The organism is Pseudomonas sp. NPDC086251 (assembly GCF_044746405.1).
Taxonomy (GTDB): Bacteria; Pseudomonadota; Gammaproteobacteria; order Pseudomonadales; family Pseudomonadaceae; genus Aquipseudomonas.
Genome location: NZ_JBIVBY010000035.1, coordinates 38,474 through 57,038, shown reverse-complemented (window position 1 = coordinate 57,038; position 18,565 = coordinate 38,474). Strand labels below are relative to the sequence as shown.

19 protein-coding genes and 1 pseudogene are annotated in these 18,565 nt (G+C 57.8%); 13 read left to right on the top strand and 7 right to left on the bottom strand.

Annotation, left to right across the window (positions count from 1 at the left end; translation table 11 throughout):
• Window positions 1-48: 48 nt before the first annotated feature.
• Window positions 49-951: a LysR family transcriptional regulator gene (locus ACIPL2_RS29450; RefSeq protein WP_401362655.1), complete on the bottom strand. Its 903-nt coding sequence runs from the start codon at window positions 949-951 to the stop codon at window positions 49-51.
• A 123-nt stretch (window positions 952-1,074) separates the two neighbouring features.
• On the opposite strand from ACIPL2_RS29450, the gene ACIPL2_RS29445 reads away from it, so the two are divergent.
• Window positions 1,075-2,505, top strand: coding sequence for an aldehyde dehydrogenase family protein (locus tag ACIPL2_RS29445; RefSeq protein ID WP_401362652.1), 1,431 nt, complete (start codon window positions 1,075-1,077; stop codon window positions 2,503-2,505).
• A gap of 199 nt (window positions 2,506-2,704) precedes the next feature.
• On the opposite strand, the gene ACIPL2_RS29440 is transcribed toward ACIPL2_RS29445, so the two are convergent.
• Window positions 2,705-3,100, bottom strand: a complete 396-nt coding sequence (locus ACIPL2_RS29440; RefSeq protein WP_401362650.1) for a RidA family protein — start codon at window positions 3,098-3,100, stop codon at window positions 2,705-2,707.
• A 140-nt stretch (window positions 3,101-3,240) separates the two neighbouring features.
• Here ACIPL2_RS29440 and ACIPL2_RS29435 point away from each other — a divergent pair, with 140 nt between their 5' ends.
• Both ACIPL2_RS29435 and ACIPL2_RS29430 read left to right on the top strand, forming a co-directional pair.
• A complete protein-coding gene (locus tag ACIPL2_RS29435) occupies window positions 3,241-4,161 on the top strand; it encodes a LysR family transcriptional regulator (RefSeq protein WP_401362647.1) in 921 nt (306 codons plus the stop codon).
• A gap of 51 nt (window positions 4,162-4,212) precedes the next feature.
• Window positions 4,213-4,986 (top strand): alpha/beta fold hydrolase, encoded by a 774-nt coding sequence (locus tag ACIPL2_RS29430; RefSeq protein ID WP_401362644.1) that lies wholly within the window; start codon window positions 4,213-4,215, stop codon window positions 4,984-4,986.
• Window positions 4,987-5,128: 142 nt separating this feature from the next.
• Here ACIPL2_RS29430 and ACIPL2_RS29425 read toward each other — a convergent pair whose 3' ends face one another.
• Window positions 5,129-5,506, bottom strand: a complete 378-nt coding sequence (locus tag ACIPL2_RS29425; protein ID WP_401362641.1) for a c-type cytochrome — start codon at window positions 5,504-5,506, stop codon at window positions 5,129-5,131.
• Between the two features lie 256 nt (window positions 5,507-5,762).
• Here ACIPL2_RS29425 and ACIPL2_RS29420 point away from each other — a divergent pair, with 256 nt between their 5' ends.
• Window positions 5,763-6,107, top strand: a complete 345-nt coding sequence (locus ACIPL2_RS29420) for a cupin domain-containing protein (RefSeq protein WP_401362639.1) — start codon at window positions 5,763-5,765, stop codon at window positions 6,105-6,107.
• Between the two features lie 198 nt (window positions 6,108-6,305).
• On the opposite strand, the gene ACIPL2_RS29415 is transcribed toward ACIPL2_RS29420, so the two are convergent.
• On the bottom strand, window positions 6,306-7,259 hold the full coding sequence (locus ACIPL2_RS29415; protein WP_401362636.1) for a LysR substrate-binding domain-containing protein: 954 nt from the start codon (window positions 7,257-7,259) through the stop codon (window positions 6,306-6,308).
• A gap of 147 nt (window positions 7,260-7,406) precedes the next feature.
• Here ACIPL2_RS29415 and ACIPL2_RS29410 point away from each other — a divergent pair, with 147 nt between their 5' ends.
• Complete coding sequence (locus ACIPL2_RS29410; protein ID WP_401362633.1) at window positions 7,407-8,147, top strand: AzlC family ABC transporter permease; 741 nt, start codon at window positions 7,407-7,409, stop codon at window positions 8,145-8,147.
• Window positions 8,144-8,469, top strand: a pseudogene (locus ACIPL2_RS29405) (AzlD domain-containing protein). Before ACIPL2_RS29410 ends, ACIPL2_RS29405 begins: the two are co-directional and overlap by 4 nt.
• A 333-nt stretch (window positions 8,470-8,802) precedes the next feature.
• Here the strand turns inward: ACIPL2_RS29405 and ACIPL2_RS29400 are convergent.
• Both ACIPL2_RS29400 and ACIPL2_RS29395 read right to left on the bottom strand, forming a co-directional pair.
• Complete coding sequence (locus ACIPL2_RS29400; RefSeq protein WP_207266103.1) at window positions 8,803-9,075, bottom strand: hypothetical protein; 273 nt, start codon at window positions 9,073-9,075, stop codon at window positions 8,803-8,805.
• Window positions 9,076-9,471: 396 nt separating this feature from the next.
• Entirely contained in the window at window positions 9,472-9,897 is a 426-nt protein-coding gene (locus ACIPL2_RS29395; protein WP_401362630.1) for a hypothetical protein, read from the bottom strand.
• A gap of 430 nt (window positions 9,898-10,327) precedes the next feature.
• Here ACIPL2_RS29395 and ACIPL2_RS29390 point away from each other — a divergent pair, with 430 nt between their 5' ends.
• The 7 genes from ACIPL2_RS29390 (at window position 10,328) to ACIPL2_RS29360 (ending at window position 17,873) form a co-directional block, all read left to right on the top strand.
• On the top strand, window positions 10,328-10,750 hold the full coding sequence (locus tag ACIPL2_RS29390; RefSeq protein WP_401362628.1) for a bleomycin resistance protein: 423 nt from the start codon (window positions 10,328-10,330) through the stop codon (window positions 10,748-10,750).
• Window positions 10,751-11,280: 530 nt separating this feature from the next.
• On the top strand, window positions 11,281-11,997 hold the full coding sequence (locus ACIPL2_RS29385; protein ID WP_401362625.1) for a helix-turn-helix transcriptional regulator: 717 nt from the start codon (window positions 11,281-11,283) through the stop codon (window positions 11,995-11,997).
• A 246-nt stretch (window positions 11,998-12,243) separates the two neighbouring features.
• Window positions 12,244-13,308 (top strand): fatty acid desaturase, encoded by a 1,065-nt coding sequence (locus ACIPL2_RS29380; RefSeq protein WP_401362622.1) that lies wholly within the window; start codon window positions 12,244-12,246, stop codon window positions 13,306-13,308.
• Between the two features lie 4 nt (window positions 13,309-13,312).
• Window positions 13,313-14,284, top strand: coding sequence for a proline dehydrogenase family protein (locus ACIPL2_RS29375; protein WP_401362619.1), 972 nt, complete (start codon window positions 13,313-13,315; stop codon window positions 14,282-14,284).
• Between the two features lie 13 nt (window positions 14,285-14,297).
• A complete protein-coding gene (locus tag ACIPL2_RS29370; RefSeq protein ID WP_401362617.1) occupies window positions 14,298-15,548 on the top strand; it encodes an ATP-grasp domain-containing protein in 1,251 nt (416 codons plus the stop codon).
• A gap of 2 nt (window positions 15,549-15,550) precedes the next feature.
• A complete protein-coding gene (locus ACIPL2_RS29365) occupies window positions 15,551-16,750 on the top strand; it encodes an MFS transporter (protein WP_401362614.1) in 1,200 nt (399 codons plus the stop codon).
• A 1-nt stretch (window position 16,751) separates the two neighbouring features.
• Window positions 16,752-17,873 carry an aminotransferase class V-fold PLP-dependent enzyme gene (locus tag ACIPL2_RS29360; RefSeq protein WP_401362611.1) on the top strand — a complete coding sequence of 374 codons (1,122 nt, stop codon included), beginning with the start codon at window positions 16,752-16,754 and terminating at the stop codon, window positions 17,871-17,873.
• Between the two features lie 10 nt (window positions 17,874-17,883).
• On the opposite strand, the gene ACIPL2_RS29355 is transcribed toward ACIPL2_RS29360, so the two are convergent.
• A complete protein-coding gene (locus ACIPL2_RS29355; protein ID WP_401362609.1) occupies window positions 17,884-18,414 on the bottom strand; it encodes a DUF2867 domain-containing protein in 531 nt (176 codons plus the stop codon).
• Window positions 18,415-18,565: the final 151 nt, after the last annotated feature.

Below are 18,565 nucleotides of genomic sequence, written 5' to 3'. Positions count from 1 at the left end.
GTCTGTCCAGAGACTGCTTCTGGTCGAAAACGGTCCATAGCGACATGCTCAAACCACCGTGGGCCGCAACGCGTGCGCCAGATCAATCAATGCGCGTAATCGCGCCGGCACGAAGCGATGGCCCGAGTAGTAAAGCCTCAAACCGCCAAACGACGGGCACCACGGTATCAGCACCGGCACCAGGGCGCCGCTGGCCAGTTCTTCCTGTATGAACCACTCGGAAATGAAACCGATGCCAAGGCCCATCACCACGGCCTGTTTGATCGCCAGCATCTCGTTGAAAATAAAGCGCACCGGCAGATCCATCTGCAACTTCTCACCGTCTCGCTCCAGTTCCCACTGGTAGAGGCCGCCGTGGGCCATGCGCATGCCGATGCTCTGGTGGCTGAGCAGGTTTCGCGGATGCTCGGGCGTACCATGGCGTTCGAGATACTCGGGCGTCGCCACCACCAGCATTCGGATGTCATCTGACAGCCTCACGGCAATCATGTCATGTGGTACCGACTCTGCCAGACGAATCCCTGCGTCGAAGCCTCCGGCAACGATGTCGACCCTGTTTGAATCGCTGACGATGTCGATTCGCACCTTGGGATGGTGCTGTGCGTACTGGTTGAACAGCGGCTCCAGTAACAAGTAGGCCGCGCCATGTGGGGCATTGATGCGCAGGGTGCCGCTGGGTTCGTCGGGGCCGACGCTGGCTTCTTCGCCGGCACTTTTGATCTGCTCCAAGGCAGGCGCGATGCGCTCCACATAACGTTGCCCGATGTCGGTGAGGGCAACACTGCGCGTGGAGCGATTGAACAGGCGCACCTTCAGGCGCGCTTCCAGGCCGGCCACCGCGCTGCTCACGGCGGTGGTGGACATGCCCAATTCCTGTGCCGCACCCCGAAAACTGCTGCGGCGCGCGACGGCCAGCACCACTTCCAGCTCGGTCATACCTGTTCTGTGCATGGATTGTCCTGAAAATACGGATGCTTCATACGCAAAAGGATAGCTTATCGGAACAATAAGTCCCTCATAGACTCGTTGCACACAGGCTCGTGTCAGGCGAGTCATATTGAACGAGGAGGCGCCATGCAGCGCATTGAACACATCTACGTCAACGGCGAATTTGTTACCCCGAACGGTCAGGAATGGTTCGACCTGCACAACCCGAGCACCGAGCAAATCTTCGGTCAGGTTCGGCTGGGCGACGCACTGGACGCACAGCGTGCCATTGCGGCCGCCAAGGCTGCTTTCCCGGCCTGGTCTCGTACCAGTCGGGAGGAGCGCATCGCGGCACTGCGCCGCATGCACCAGGCCGTGGCGGCGAGGGAGGAGGAGTTGCTGGAAGCCATTCTTGTGGAATACGGCGCACCTGTGGTCCGCGGGCGCTGGATGGCGACTTATCCGGCTGATGTGATTGCGCAAGCGATCGATGCATTACAGACGTTCGATTTCGAGGAACAGGTCGGCATGGCCAGGGTCATTCTGACGCCCGTGGGCGTTGCCGGTCTGATCACGCCCTGGAACAGCAATGCGGGTTTCATCTGCAACAAACTGGCCACCGCGCTGGCGACAGGTTGCACCGCCGTTATCAAGCCCAGCGAGATGAGCGCATTGCAGACGCAGGTCGTGGTCAGGGCGTTGCACGAAGCGGGGCTGCCACCGGGTGTATTCAATGTCGTCAACGGACGAGGCGATGTGGTTGGCGAAGAAATCGCCCGCCATCCCGACGTTGCCAAAATCTCGTTCACAGGGTCGTCCGCAGTCGGGCAGCATCTGGTTAAAACCGGCGCGAACACCCTGAAGCGCGTGACGCTCGAACTGGGCGGCAAGTCGCCCACCGTGGTGCTTGACGATGCGGACTTCCAGGCGGTAATGCCCTTGGTCCTGCAGGCCGGATTTCTAAACAGCGGCCAGGCATGCGTCGCGGGCACTCGCATCCTTGTGCCGCGCAGGCGGCTAGCAGAGTTCGAGAGGGTGGCGGAGCAGGGTGTCTCTCAGATCCAATCGGGCGATCCGCGCAACGCAGACACTGACATCGGCCCGATGGTGAGCCAGAAACAATGGGAACGGGTACAGCACTACATTCGTATTGGCCAGGAAGAAGGTGCGAGGTTGCTGGCGGGTGGCGAGGATCGCCCGGAAGGCTTGCACGTCGGATGGTTCGTGAAGCCCACGATTTTCACCAATGCCAACAACCGGATGCGCATCGCGCGCGAGGAAATCTTCGGCCCCGTGCTGACGATCATTCCCTACGACGATGACGCTGATGCGATCAGTATTGCCAACGACACGGACTATGGGCTGAGCGCCCTGGTGCTGGGCAAGAGTCCCGAGCGCTGTTTGAATATCGCCCGGCAGATCGATTCGGGACGTGTGCTCATCAACACCCTTGTCCACGAACCGCGTGCTCCCTTTGGCGGCTTCAAGCATTCAGGTCTGGGGCGCGAAATGGGCAAGTGGGGGATGAGCGCTTATCTGGAGCCGAAAACATTGATCATGCATGACCCGTTGAAATGACTGTGTGGGTTTCCTGCTTGGGGGCACTGGGCGGGAAATGGCAGCAAGCGTCTCCTTCTGGCCGTTTCTGCCGGTCAAGACAAGCAGAAAACGTCCAGAAGCAAACGGTGACATCAGGCAGAAACCGACCGAGAGTAAAGGGGGCACTCCAGGAAAAAAAATGGTTCCTTTGGCGGTCGGAGGAGGGGTTTGGCCGGCGCTACTGCGGTAATTTGGCGATCACCTTGATCTCGAAGTCGAAGCCGGACAGCCAAGTCACGCCGATAGCGGTCGCCGTCGGGTAGGGCGCTTCGCCCCAGTACTCGGCCGCTACTTCCCAGATGGTTTCGAATGTCGAGTCGGGGTCGACCATGAAGATGGTCGTGTCGACCACATCCTCGAAACGACTGCCAGCCTCGGCCAGGATCGCGTTGAGGTTGGCGAAGGCCAGGCGAACCTGCGCCGCGAGGTCCGGCTCGGCCGAGCCATCCTTGCGGCTGCCGACCTGACCGGAGACGAACAGAAAACCGTTGGAGCGAATTGCCGGCGAGTAGCGGTGGAGCTCGTACAGTGCATGGCGGTCGGGCGGGAAAACGACATCACGTTTGCTGGTCATTACATACTTCCTTCGGGGCCATTGCGGCCCGCTGTTGATGATGGAGCCACTGTAAAAAAGCCATCGACCTGAATAAACGGGCAACTCTGGTCATCACTGTTTGTAGAATCCAAACTATCCAGACCCGAGTGAGGCGTGAAATGGACCGTTTCGATGCAATGCAGGCCTTTGCCCGAGTGGTGGAAACCGGCAGCTTCACCAAGGCGGCAGCCACCTTGCACATGAGCAAGACCACCGTGACGCAGCTCGTTCAGCAACTGGAAGCGAGACTGCGCGTGCGCCTGCTCAACCGCACCACACGCAAGGTCAACGTCACCGCCGATGGCGCGGCCTACTACGATCGCGTCATCCGGCTTCTGGTCGATATGGACGACGCCGAGACCAGCTTGTCCAGCGCGTCGATGACACCGCGCGGGCGGCTGCGGGTGGATGTACCCAGTCCGCTGGCGCGAATGCTGCTGATACCCGCCTTGCCGGGGTTCTTTTCACGCTACCCGGAAATCCAGCTGACCCTGGGTGTGAGCGATCGCATGGTCGACATCATTGGCGAAAACGTCGACTGCGTGGTGCGTGGCGGCGAGATCACCGATCAGTCCCTGGTGGCAAGACATGTCGGTGATTTGAAACTCGGCATTTATGCCGCGCCTGGCTATCTGCAGCGCTGCGGTACTCCGGCGCACCCCCGTGAGCTGGAGGAAAGCAGGCACAGTACCGTCGGTTTCCTCTGGTTTCGTACAGGCAAAACCTTGCCTTACGCCATGCAGCGGGATGAGGAGCGCATCGAGGCTCAGGGCCGCCCGCAACTGACGGTCGACGACGGCAATGCGTACCTCGCCGCCGGCCTGGCGGGTCTGGGCATGCTCTGGTTACCGCAGTACATGGCCAAACCGCACCTGGTCAACGGCGAGCTGCTGCCGCTGTTTGAGGACTGGCACATGGCGCCAATGCCGATGTATCTGGCCTTCCCGCCGAATCGTCATGTCAGCGCCAAGGTGCGGGTATTTATCGACTGGGTAATGGAATTGATGGCCGGGCATGCGCCGGTGATCGGGCGGGTTTGAGAGGGCTTTCGGCTATCGGCCAGAAGTGTCGGGTAGGCCAAGGGGGAAACCATGACCACGCAGAAGTTAACCGTTAAAGGCTTGCAGTTGAACGTTTCCATCCGCGGGCAGGGCTCACCGTTGCTCTTGCTCAACGGCCTGGGTGGTTTGATCCATACCTTCGATCCCCTGCGTGATGAACTGGTGGACTACACGACCATTACGCTGGATGTGCCCGGGGTCGGCAAATCGCAAATGCCCCGATGGCCGATGCGCCTGCCGCACCATGCCGACCTGATCGCCGAGATGCTCAAGCAATTGGGAATCGACCAGATCGATGTGTTCGGCGTGAGTTGGGGCGGTGCATTGGCGCAAGAATTCGCCCTGCGCTACCCGCGCAGGGTGCGCCGGCTGATCCTCGCGGCGACCTCGGCCGGCCCGGCGCTACTGGTGAAGCCCGCCGACATCCTGGATTTCTTTGGCAGGAGCAAAACCGCCAAACGGCCCAAGCAAGAAGGCTCGCGAAATTCGATACAGACTCTGCTGCGCTTCGGTGTAGTAAACGGGATGCTCACGGCCAACCCGCGGACCTACTACCATCAGCTCACCGCCTTGGTCGGCTGGACCAACCTGCTGCGGCTGTTTCGCCTGCGCCAGCGCACGCTGATTCTCACTGGCGAACGCGACACCCTGGTGCGGCTGTATAACGCGCACATTCTGCACCGCACCATTCGCCGTGCGAAACTGCACGTCCTGCAGGGCGAGGGGCATTTTTTCGTGGTGACCAGCGCCAGGCGAACCGCCGAAGCGATACGCGAATTCCTCTGCCAGCAGCACGGCGATTAAGAGCCCGCGCTAATGATCGCTAAGGACATCTTCATGCTAAGCCTGCTGCAAGCCGAGCGGAATTGATCGGAGGAAAATGGAGGGGAAGGGGCAGGTTTATTCTCCTTTCCCAAACGACAGCACAGGACCAGCACTTTCAATATCATCGGGTTTGTGAAATCACACCGCCCATGTATTGATTTAAATCGCGCAGATCGTTAATGCTCCATGCGTGCGGCGGTAGCTTTACACCATTCTCACGCAAGGTTCTTGGAATCAAGTCTCCATTTGGGCGAAGTATTATCGAAGATACAATCACGCCCGGATAATCAACTAATCGTTTTTTGAAAGCGAACGTTGTTAGATCAGGTGTGGGTGGATTGCTTTTATTGGCCAGTGGTCCTGTTGCTTTGAGATCCACTCCGTGGCACATGCTGCATCGCTGTAGATAGAGATTTTTTCCATTAGCCTTATCCGCGAAGGACAGTGATGTTTGAATCAGCGCTAAAATGCCTAGCGTCACGATGAATAATATTTTCATTGTTCGTATCTTCCTTGATGGGATCAGCGTTGATTGGACGCGATTTTGAGCGCGGGAAAGATATCAGTCGGCGCGTTGGCCTCACAGTCCTTTCAGATGCTCAACTCGTTTTCCCGGCGCCTCCCAATGACCGCTTCTGGCCGATAACACCCTGTCGCGAAGGGCGGCACTCAACCCTTTGTCGCCTCCCGACTGATCAGGCCTTTTAGGGTCTCTACTTCTAGTTAGGCGCTGTATAGACAGAGGGGCGCGTGTAATGAGCAACGAACAGGCGGCACCTGAGACGAAAGGCGTTACGGTGACCTTACTTGCCACGATTGACCTGGGGCCTGAGATCGAGGGGATGGCAGGGCGCCAACTCAGGATGCGCAGGGTGACCATCGAGCCCGGAGGCGTCTTCGGGCCGATTCACAACCATATCGACAGGCCCGGCACCGTCTACATTCTGCAAGGAACGATCACTGACCATCGAAATGGAATCGCCACGGATTATGGACCGGGCGTGGGCTGGCCCGAGGACAGAAACACCACACACTGGCTTGAGAACAGAGGCACGGTTGAGGCGGTGGAGATCTCGGTCGATATTGTCCGGCAAGCGTAAGTACGCGACCCAAAGCGGGAATGCCAGTCAGTTAAAACGCCGAACCTGTAGGAGCGAGCTTGCTCGCGATAGCCGACTGGCAGAAAAGGTATGTGTTGAATGTGAGACCGCTATCGCGAGCAGGCTCGCTCCCACAGGGATAGCGGTGTTCAAATCCTTAGCTGATCGGCAGCGAAAAGGGGACGCTCGCGATTGACGTCACTTGAACTCAGCCACCAGCCAATCCTTCAAACGCCCACACGCCGGGTCCTCCGCCTTCTTCTCGTTGATCATCAAATACTGCACGGATTCCCTGAGCGTAATCTCCTCCGGCAGCGGCCGAACCAGGCGCCCTTGCTGTACCAGATGCCTCACCAAATGATCCCAGCCCAAGGCGATGCCTTGATCATCCAGCGCCATTTGCACGAGCAGGCTGTAGTCGTTGCTGCTGAAATAGTGCGGGCTTTCCGAGGCCGGGATCTGCAGGTCCTGGGACTGGAAAGCGAACCACACATTCCAGTCGACCTGTTCTGACAGCTGGGAGCGGCCATAAGGGTTCAGGTCCAGCAGCACACTGTTGCGCATGCCCTCAAGGGTGCTCAATTCCGGATGCGCCTCCAGATAACGCGGCGTGCACACGGGATAAACGACTTCATGAAACAAGGGAATTCGCAGATAGCCGGGGCGCAGATCGCTGTTCTTGGTGATGAAGATATCCGGATTGATCCCGGGCTCCATCACCAGAAAATGCTGGGTGGTGATGACATTCAAATCGACATCGGGATGGGCGCTGAAGAAGTCTTTCAGTCGGTGGGACAGCCAGAGCGCCGACAAGGCGGGTGAGCAGCAAAGGGTCAGGGTGCGCTTATCGTTTTTTTCGCGGCGGATTCTTTCGGTGGCTTGAAAGATGTTGAGCAGCGACAGTTGTGCCGCATCGAAGAGTGCCGTGCCCGACGCCGTCAGCCTGACTTCCCGCCCGGTGCGGGTGAATAACTCCGTCCCCAAGTACAGTTCAAGTTCGCGAATCTGCCGGCTGATCGCCGCTTGGGTGACGCACAATGCCTCGGCGGCTCGGGTAAAGTTCCGGTACTTGGCGGCGGCCACGAAGGATCGCATCGCCTTGAACGACGGCATTGAGAGCAGGGCCTGATCAGGCTGGGAGCTTTTAGCCATAACAAAAACTACCTGTTTTCGCGAAAAAAAAGTCGGTTCTGCCCATCGGGCTGCGGGTCCACACTCTACCGCACGAAGGGCTGCGAGCCACGGGCCAGTCAACGGTCGATCAAACGGGTGGCGTGAACACAACATCAAGGAGACGAAATGCCGTACCAATCAGGAAGGGAAGCGTTCATGCAAGGTGTCCGGGCGCTCATTCCATTGAGTCCCGGTGTCATTCCTTTCGGTTTGTTGACGGGGGTCATGGCGATCAACATGGGCCTGTCACCCGGCACGACCATGGGCATGACGCTGCTGTTCTACTCGGGGTCCGCGCAGATGGTTGCCCTGCAACTGCTCCATACGGGCGTGGTGCCGCTGGCGATTGTGGTGACGGCCCTGGTCATCAACTTGCGCTTCATCATGTACAGCGCGTCACTCGCCCCCGATCTGCACCACTTGCCACGGCGCTGGACCTGGCCGCTGTCCTACATGCTTTCTGACCAGTCCTACGCACTGTTCAGTCTCAAGCTTTCCTCTGGCGAACTGGGTCAATTCGCCCACTACTACTATGCCGGCACCGCCGCTGGCATGTGGCTGACCTGGAATGTGTCGGTATTGGCCGGCATCTACCTGGGCGCAGGCATCCCCGAGACCTGGTCATTGGGCTTTGCTATACCGCTTTCGTTTCTGGCGCTGCTGGTGCCCGGCCTCCGTAGCGCGGCAACCCTGGCCGCCGCCTCGGTCGGCGGGTTGCTCGCCGTGGTGGCGGTGAACATGCCCTACAACCTTGGACTGGTCACCGCGTCCATCGGCGGTGTCATCGCGGGCCTGGTGATCGAGAGCATTCGCAAGCGCCCATTGAGCGATGCGCTGACACCAGACATCGAGAGGGAGACACCATGAGTGATCTAGCGATGTGGGGGATGTTCCTGGCGGTCGGTTTGGGAACGTTCGCGATGCGCCTTTCCTTTGTCGAACTGTATGGCCGGCTGCGCATCCCGTCAGTGCTGAGCCGGGCCTTGCTTTACGTACCGGCGAGTGTGCTGGCGGCCCTTGTACTGCCCGCCGTGGTGTACCCCAACGGGCAGGGGGAATTCGTACTGAATAACCGCAGATACCCGCCGCCATTTTAGCGGCGTGGGTGGCTTGGCAGACTCGTAATACGCTGCTGACGCTGGCGGTGGGGATGGGCGGGTTGTGGTTGTTCAAGTATTTAGGTGTGTAATGAGTCTATCGTGCTGCCGGAGGAGGGTGTCGCAAGCTACCAAAACCGCAGTCATCAACCATAAACAAAACGGGCGCCTTCCTTCATGGCGCCCGTTTTCATTCATTCCCATCACTGAAACCGTTGATGCAAATCCGGAAAAATATCTTGAGCAAACCAAGCCGGCAGGCCGGGCGTGACGAACCGGGATTTAGGCGTTCGGCTTTCCACCAGGCGCCGACTTTGATTAGCCGTGAAAGCTCATCGATTGCCGGGCGTGATGTAAGGCCGGTGAAGGTACGCAGATAACCACCGCAATACAAAACGGGCGCCTGAATAAGCGCCCGTTTTCATTTACTCCTTCGCCTGCGCTCGCAAGCGTCGACCGATCACGTCCATCAAGTCGCAGCCGTCGCGTAACGGAATGGCCAGCAGTTGAGAAAAGTCCTTCAAAACCACCGTGTCGCAACCGAGTTCGGCGCGAAAGGCGATGTTTTCCAGCACCTGCGTGACCGTACGAATGCGGTAGTCAGCCATGGCTTGCAGGACGTCGAGTGGGGCTTGGGTGTCGATAAGCAGGGAGGCCGGGATCAGGTCGATTCCGGTGAGGGGCATGTATCTTTCCATAGATGAAACTCCGATCAAATCAAAGGTTGATGCATTCCGATTCGATCAGGTCGCCAAACCCGAATCGCCATTTTGGGCGACGAGATGGACTATAGGCCTCATCAGAACGGCGGGGGAAGGTGAGGGTTTCCGAGGTTTGTGTAGGAGTTTTCATGATGGTGCAAGGACCGTTGTGCTCCTTTCGCGGGCGACGGCTATCGGCCAAAAGCGGCCCCACAGATCTGCCGAGGCACGGGTTCCTTGTCGATGTGCCTGGTATCAATTGGCTTCATCGACGGCATTGATCTTTGTCAACCGTACCCGCTCAGCTTACGCAGCCCACTCCTAAAGTGACTTGCATTGGGGGGCTGGGATACCCACCTGATATGCGGTAAAGGTCCACTGGTTGTGTACCAATCAGCGCTTCACGGATTCACACTGTTCGCGCAGATCATGATTGCCGATATTCCCACAACTACTGCTGCCTGTAGTGGCATTGCAGTAGGCGCGCTGATCGTTGTCATCAATGTTGCCGCATGAACTACTGCCCGTCTCGGCGTTGCACCGCGCACGCAAGTCATGATTATCGATGTTGCCACAACTGCTGCCGCTCTTCTTGGCATTGCAATAGGCGCGCTGGTCATGATCACCGATGTTTTCGCAGGAACTGCTCCCCTTCTCCGCATTACATGCCGCACGCAAATCGTTATTATCGATGTTGCCGCAACTGCTGCCACTCTCCCTAGCATTGCAATAGGCGCGCTGGTCATGATCATCAATATTGCCGCAACCGGCAAACGCGTAACCGCTGAACATCAACATTATGGCAAGAATCAGTTTCATTTCACACTTCCTTGGGCTCTCCAGGAAACAGCCTGGCGCTGGTTGATCCTGTTTCAATGAGCGTCGCGAAACGCTATCAAATTGACATCGATTTATGGGAAAGTTCCGGAAGCGGATTGGGGGGCTGCAGATCAGCGGAACGCCGTCCGAACTTCACAATCACTCGCATTGCGACTTGCCATGGAAGCGCAGATTGATGCCGTGTTTCGAGTGCCCGCTTCGGGTCGATTTCAGCCGGTCGTGGCAGGCAGAAACCGGCCAAGAGCTGCCATTCAACGCGACTCGATAATACTCACCCGACCGTGCATCATGATGCTCGCCATCATCTCCTGTGGCACCAGTGCCAGAAGAGCAGAACACTGTTATCGCGAATCAGGTATTTACACTGCCCGCCCCTGGCGAATGAGCCTATTGAAATGGAAGTCATCTCATGTTTGAACGTAACAAACTGGTTCCAGAGTTAATGGTCACTGACCTGAATAGCAGTCTGGCTTTTTGGGTGTCTTGCCTAGGGTTCGAAGTAGCTTATCAACGCCCAGAGGTTGGATTCGCTTACCTCGACTTGAACGGTGCTCAAGTAATGCTTGAGCAGGTTGATCCGGACGCAGGCCAATGGCTGACTGCTCCCCTTACCAAGCCGTTTGGAAGAGGAATAAACCTGCAGATTGACGTTATGGCCGTAGTACCAATCATCCAAAAACTTGGCCAGGCTGGATTTCAACTCTATCGAGAATGCAAAGACACCTGGTATCGGGCTAGCAATGTAGAAGTAGGCCAGCGCGAATTCATCGTCCAGGATCCCGATGGTTATCTTGTGAGGTTGGTAGAGCGGTTGGGTGAGCGGCCGGTTTGATGAATCTGAACACAGACCAGGGCGACCGTCCGTTTAGGGTCGGTTTCAGCCGGTCGTGGAAGGCAGAAATCGGCCAGAAGCCACCATTCAGCTCGACTCGATAATACTCAGCCGACTGTGCATCAGGATGCTCGCCACCTTCTCCTGTGACACAAGTGCCAGAGGTGGCCACGAAAGGATGTGAGCGATGATTGTTATTAGCGAGCCGGTCTCGGTTGCTCAAGTTTTTGCGCAGCGAGCTGAGTTTCAGTCCAGCTTCAGCCACTTGGGCCGAGATCTGAACCGGCTTGGGCATCAACCTCATGCTGTGCCTGTGGTCTCCCGCCAGAAGGGGACCAGAACGGGCCTTGCCTGACCACTGTAGGCTCCTTGTCGGAGCACTGGACAAGGCTGGTAGGGCATGTTCTATTCTTGCCTTTGATTCGGGAAATTTCCTATAGCCCGGGTCGACTCTGATGAGGCGCTTCAGGATTAAGCGTCTCCGCCAGCTCGCTAGCCACCGTCGTTGTCACTTATCAGGGATGAGATTCATGCAAAGCGATTGTCCAACCAATAACAACGTGCCCATGCAGTCCGTCGACGTGCACCAATTACTCGATGCCGAACTGAGCAGACGCGGCCTTGGGCATTTCGAGGTGTATCAGTGTGGGCCGACGCTGGATGAAGCGGAAATCATCACCAATTATCCCGATGCGCTGGACCGCGGTGACTCTGCGGATGACTTCTACCAACGCGGTCAATTGCTGTCGTTGTCCAAGCGCCGCATAAAACCGTTTTTCTGGAGCGATGAAAACATCCTCGCGCCCGCAGCAGAAGCGGTCCCGGTGCCGGGGCCCTGTGCACCCGTCGGTGAGGGAGCCAGTTTTATCGTGCATGGCAATCGGGGTTTTTATTCCATCCTCAACCTGTGCAGCTTCGGCGAACACCAGCAGTTTCGCGAGAGAGTACTGGCTAACAAAAGTGAGCTGCAGATGCTGCTGGTCTCGGTCTACGACGAGGCCTTGGAAAGCGACGTAGCCGTGCGCGCCCCGGTTTTACCGGAAACTGTACTCACGCCTCGGGAAACGGAGGTGTTGTCCTGGACCAGCCTGGGCAAGACCTATAACGAAATAGCGCTCTTGGTTTCAATGAGCCCGCGCACCGTCAAGTTCCATATGAAGAATATCTTCAGCAAGTTGGACGTCACCAACGGAAAGTCCGCAATTCGCAAAGCCTTGCAACTGGGCTACATCCGCGAACAGGCCTGATCAGCCGGCACTCCCATCTGCCAATGCCACGCCAGCCGGTGAATTTTCACCGGCTGGCGTGCGCGCGCGCGTGATTTGGCCCTACCTGTCTAAAAGGGCAGCTTGTTCGCGATCAAGCGGTGCTTTAGTTTTTTTGCAGCCGATGAGACTAGCTCAGGCCAAAAAACAATAGCCGCAACACCTGAAAAAACCTTCGCCCAGCAATGAGCCTGGTGTTGCAGCGTGCCGCTTAATTATGGAGTGATTATGCTGGTCGATAAAAACAAAGAGCCTGTTGGCGAATACGCTGCGGGTATTTCCCGAGAAACCTTCGGGATGCTCAAGCATCTGTGCAAGAAAGATAACTATCACTGGGCCATAGCGCTGGGTAAGGACTACGCAATCATCGTCTTTGCCATCTACCTGTCCCTGGGTGTCAGCTACTGGTTCTATCCGCTTTCGCTATTTCTGATCGGTACCACCCAACGTGCCCTGACGAACGTGCTACACGAGTCAACCCACAAGGTCTTGGCGAAAAACCGTGCGATCAACGATTTCGCCGGTACATTTCTCTCGGGCTACCTGGTTTTCCACCTGTATCAGTCCTACAGCACATCGCACATCAAGAACCACCATGTGCACTTGGGGCATCCGGAAAAAGACCCTGACTACAATTTTCATCTCAAATGCGGCCTGTACGACTTGCAACAGAGCGAGCATGAGTTTTTCTTGAAAAACGTGGTGATGGCGCTGTCCGGCTACAGGACCCTTCAGTACATCAAGTACGTGGTCAAGGACCGGGTCCAGGGCCAGGACCCGCGCATCCGCAATGAACGCTGGGTGATGTGGGCCTACTGGACGGTCATTTTGGCGGTGAGCGTGTGGTTTGGCGTGGTCGCTGAACTGGTGCTGTTCTGGCTGGTACCGCTATTCACCACCGCCGTAGCCGTAGGCTGGATCATCGAACTCGCCGAGCATTATCCGCTGCCTGCCGCAGAGACCGACAAGCTCCTGCTGACCCGTAACCGTAAAGGCAACGCGCTGGAAAACTTCTTTTTTGGTCGCCATGACGATAACTATCACCTTGTGCACCACCTGCACCCGTCGATACCCCATTGGAATATGCGCAAGGCACATAAGCTGCTGATGTCACACCCTGAGTACGCGCGCTGGGACAACATGTGGGCCGGTATTTTTACTCGCGACCGCAATAGCCGCCATAAAGAAACCCTGCTCAGTTACGCGGCCAAGTTCCGCGCCCACAAGATTGTCAATCAGGGCGACGATTCGAGTTTCGCACGTCGCATGCTCAACCAGGCTTCAGGGGTTTAACGCCATGAACACGACTCATAACAGCTTGCTGGCTACCCTGGCCCTGAAGAAACTGGCGGCGAACAAGACCTATCGTGACTTGTTCCTGGCCAGCGAGACGCTGCGTGATTTCCTGCGTCCCGCAGCCCTTCGCTACATCATTTCCGAAGACCGCCTGGAGATGCTCGACAAGCTGGCTGCCCTGTTGGGAAAAGGCTATCGCACGGGTGTCGAGTTCGTCGGCGAGGAAGCGACGACGTTGGCCGAAGTGACCACTGCAACCGAGGAATACCTGAAGCTGATCGACTTGATCGGGCAGCATCCCGAGCTCGGCGAACCACCTCAACTGGGGTTCGACCTGTCTAACGTCGGCACTATCATTTCCCGGGAACTGGCGATCGAGAACTGCTCGAAGATCCTGACCCATGCGGCCGACAAGAATGTCGGTGTGATCATCAGTATGGAGCGCTCCCAATGGACGGATTCGATCCTCGATATCTTCCTGCAACTGAGCGGGCGCTTCCCCAACGTGGGGGTCACCCTGCAGGCGCAGTTGAACCGAACCCCGGATGATCTGGGGGCGGTCCTGGAAACCGGCTGCAAAGTGCGTCTGGTCAAAGGCGTCTACGCTGAGCCTGCCGCGATTGCTTTGCCCCGTGGTGAGGCCCTCAACGAGCGTTACCTGGGGCTGCTGGACCGGATCAATGGCGGCCGTGGGCAGTTTGCTTTCGCGACCCAGGACCCGTTGCTGATTGAAGAAATCCTCACCAGCCACATCGCCAACCGCGGCGAGCTGGAGATGCTCCACGGCGTGCGCCCTGAACTGATCAAGGCGGTAAAAGACCAAGGCCAGGTCAGGGCCCGGGTATCGGCGGTGTATGGCATCAACTGGTACTTGCATCTGCTGCACCGTGTGGCTGAGTTTCCGCAGAACATTTTCCTGGCGCTGGATGACGTGGCTTCGCCACGGGCCTCTGAAACCGCCACTCATTACTGAAAAGGACATTCTTATGAAGCAGTACGTCGCGTTGGTGGATGTCTACTCGAGCGGTAATTTCCTGCCGCAATATTTCCGGGATGCCGGTTTCAGCCTGATCCATGTACAGAGCACCCCCGAGTTGATGCCGAGCATGCTCGGGCCGAACCTGTCGGAGTTCGAGCACAATTTGGCCTTCAACGACAATGCCGAAGACATCGTGCGACGTCTGCGTGAATTCAACGTAGTCGCCGTCATTGCCGGCCAGGAGCCTGGCGTGCCCTTTGCCGACTACTTGAGTGAACAGTTGCAATTGTCCACCTCCAACGGCAGCGCTGGCTCACGCGCTCGCCGCGACAAGTTTGAAATGATCAAAAAAGTCGCTGCCGCGGGCCTGTTGACTGCACGGCAGATCAAATCGTCGGACCCCGCCGAGCTGCTGGCCTGGGTAGAGGCCGGTCAAGTGTTTCCCTGCGTGATCAAGCCGCTGAGCTCAGCCTCGACCGACGGGGTTTCGATCTGCCATAACGTCGAGGACGTCAAGCGTGCTTGTGAGGAAGTGGTGTCTAACCTGGATATCTTCGGCTTGGCCAATACCGAGATTCTTTGCCAGTCCTACCTCAAAGGCCCCGAGTACATCGTCGATACCGTCAGCCGTGATGGGCAGACCTACGTCTGCGGGATCTGGCGCTATGTGAAGCGCGAAATCAGCGGCGGCAAGAACATCTACGACCGCGACGTGCTGATTGCCCCGGACAGTGCCGAAGCCGATGTGCTGGTGGACTACATCGTGCCGGTACTCAAGGCGTTGGGTATCAATAACGGCCCGGCCCATTCGGAAGTGATCCTCACCGAAGCCGGCCCCGCTCTGGTGGAAGTCGGTGCTCGCTTGAACGGCAACATGGAACCCAAATTCCATGACATCAGCCTGGGCGGCAACCAGGCGCACCTTACCTATCTGGCGTACTGCGACAGTGAGGCGTTCAAGGCAAACTACGCCGGCAAGCGCTACCTCAAGCTCAAGGAAGCCTGTGTCATCAACACCGACACCACGCTGCAAGGTGAGGTGACCGGATTCAATGAAGCGGCCATTCACCTGATTGAGGGGCTGCGGTCGGTGCATAAGCTGAGTGTCAAATACAAGGCTGGCAAGCTGATGAAAAGGACCGTGGACCTGCTCAGCAGTCCGCTGCGGGTGTTCCTGGTATCGGAGAGCCAGCGCGATATTGACCGGGATTACGAGCAGATCCGCCAGCACAAAGACACCGTCTATGTGATCCGCTGAATATGGGCACTTATCGCGCGGTACGCGGGCTCAACGCTCGCTTGCAGTTGCTGTTCCTGATCACCCTGGTGTTCCGGATGGGCACCATGGCGTTCCCTTTCTATGCGGCGTACCTGATTCATCAGCACGCCGTATCGGCGGGCACCGCAGGCTTGCTGGTGGGTGTCTATGGCGCAGGGGCGTTGTTTGTCGACTTGATCATCGGCGGAGTGATCAAGCGGTGTTCCGCCAATCGGGTGATCCTCGGTTCGTTGCTGCTCAACGCGCTGCTGCTGCTGATCATTCCATCGGTGGATAACCCCGCCGTGCTGTTTGTGCTGTCGTTTCTGTGGGGCGCCTGTTATGAGGCATTCACCCCCGCGACGTTCTCCGAAACCGTCAGCCATAGCAGCAGTGAGTCGCGCAAAGTGGCGTTCTCTTGCAACCGCCTGGCGATCAATATCGGCATGGCGATCGGGCCACTGCTGGGCAGCCTGATTTTCCTGAGTAACGCCGACGCGGTGTTCTACATCAACGCGGCGTTGTCCCTGGTGGCCTTCGTTGCCTGCCTGTGGTTCGGGCGTGCGGTGCCAGTCGCCCAAGGGGCTGCCGTCGTCAGCAAGGGCAGTGGGTTGCCGGAGAGCGCACCACACGAGCGCTCGCGCTTGCTGGTGATTTTACTGGCCGCATTGCCGGTGCACATTGCCTATGCGCTGCCACCGACCTTCCTGTCGGCCTACATCATCAATTACACCGAATTGCCGGCGTACTACGTCGGTCTCATTTTTTTCGTCAATGCACTGTTGGTGATCGTGTTCGAAGTGCCGATCAACCAGCGTATGTCGCACCTTTCGAGCAGCCGGTCGCTGGTGGCCGGTTTCCTGGTGGCCGGCGTGGGGTTCTTCCTGATGGGCTTCAGCCATATCGGCGCAGTGTTGCTGGTGGCCACGGTGTTCTGGAGCCTGGGGGAGATGATCGTGTTTCCGGGCATCACCCACTACGTCAGCAGTATCTCCAGCCGTCATACCGTGGACCGCAACCTCGGCTACTACTCGGCGGGCGTCAATATCGGCGTGATGCTCACGCCGTCGCTGGCGTTCATGCTGGTGTCGCAGCCATCCCTGCCTTCCCCGTGGCTGCTGGCGGGCACGGTATTGCTATTGTTCGCGGTGGCGGTGGGGGTGATGAAAGCGTCGACTGTCTTGTGGAACAAGGAAGCGTGAAATGAATGGAGTACATCTGAACACTGCCGGTGCGGGCCTTATGTCGTCGGCCACTCTGAATGCGATCCAGCGTTTTACCGCCATTGAAGCGCAAATGGGCAGCTATGAGACCGAACTGGCCTACGAAGAATTGCTCAACGTCGACCTGTATCGGGTGACGGCCGGGCTGTTGAATGCACAGCCTTCGCAGATTGGCTTTTTCAGCAGTGCCACCGAAGCCTGGACCAGCATTCTCAGCAAACTGCAATTCCCCCGAGGTAAGCGGGTTTGGGTGTCGACCTCGGAATACGCGGCGAACCTGATCTTCTTCAACTACCTCAAGCAATCGCGTGAGATCCGCGTCGAAGTGATCCCGACCACGGCCACCAGCCCGCTCGACCTGGAATGGGTGCAGCGGCATTTGGACGAGGACGTGTTTCTCGTCAGCGTTTCGCACCTGCCCTCGTGCTGTGGGGTGATCAATCCAGTGGAAGCGCTGGGTAGACTGCTCAAAGGCTCGAACGCGTTGTATGTGGTGGATGCGTGCCAGTCGTTGGGGCAGTTGCCGCTGGATGTGCGCGACATCCGCTGTGATCTATTGACGGGCGCGGGCCGCAAGTTTCTCTGCGGGCCCCGTGGCAGTGGGATTGCCTACGTGTCGCCGCGCCTGCTTGGCCAGTTGCAGCTGAATTTTGCCGATTTGCACGCCGCCAGCACGGATGGCCAGGTCAACCGGGTGGACCTGTCCGGCGCGCGGGTGCTGGAGATCGCTGAAAAGAGCTTTTCGGCGCTGGTGGGGTTGCACACAGCGTTGCAGGAGTACGTGCAGGTGGGCGGCGGGCAAGTGAGCACGGAGCCCTATGCGCTGTTGGTGCAGGAGTTGCGGCGTCTGCCGCAGTTAACGCTTATGTGTGACCAGTTCGAACAGACCGGGATTGTTTCTTTCGTGCCGCACAACATGCCGGCCCAGGCATTTGTCCGCCAGGCCCGCGAGCTGGGGCTCAACCTATGGGCGGGCACAGCCGCCCATACCCCTTTGCTGCTCAAGGACCTGGGCGTCACGCACTTCGTGCGTGCCTCAGTGAGCCGGCACATCACCCTCGCCCAGATCCAACAGGCGCTGGTGATCCTGCGGAGTCTTTAGCTGCGGCCACTCAGAGGCGGGTAGCCAGAGGCCAACCGACTCGCGCTGCACGGAGGAGGGTGGCCTTAACCACCAAGCGGTGAAAGGGGGCAATGACGAAGAGGTAGGTGCGGCCTAGACGGTTGTGGCACTGGACCACGGTTGAAAGAACGAGTTGGTGACTGCCTTCTGGTTCTGCCTCTCCAGCGCATAGAACCGATATCCGGAAATCGAGGTGCTTGTCGTCCTCTCCCAACACGATTTCGGTCTGGTCCGTGCTGTAGACCTTGAAGGCGCCAACCCGATGAGCAAGTGAGGCCAAGTGCTTGGTTGTCTTGAGACCAAAAGACGCAACGATAGTGTCGCGGACTTTCAGGAGCCATCCGACCCAGAATGGCTGGTGGGAAAAGATGAATCGAGCCAGCAAGTCTGGATTGCTGGATGTGCCCGCAGGGAGCCGAATCGCAAAAGCGTCCGCCAGGTTCGTCGACGTGTAAAGGTGGGTGATGCCGGACCTCGAGGGGACTGGCACGGACGTAATGAGCTCGAATTCTCTAAGCATTGGGGATCTCTCCTGAGGTGTAACTACTCGTCAGACGACCTGCCATATTGCGTTTTTTGTTGCGATGGCTTGTCGTATAACGCTCCTTTTCGCCCTGCAAGTGCTTGTCCAGCTTAGAAGTGATTGCTGCAAACGCGGCATTATCCTGAGG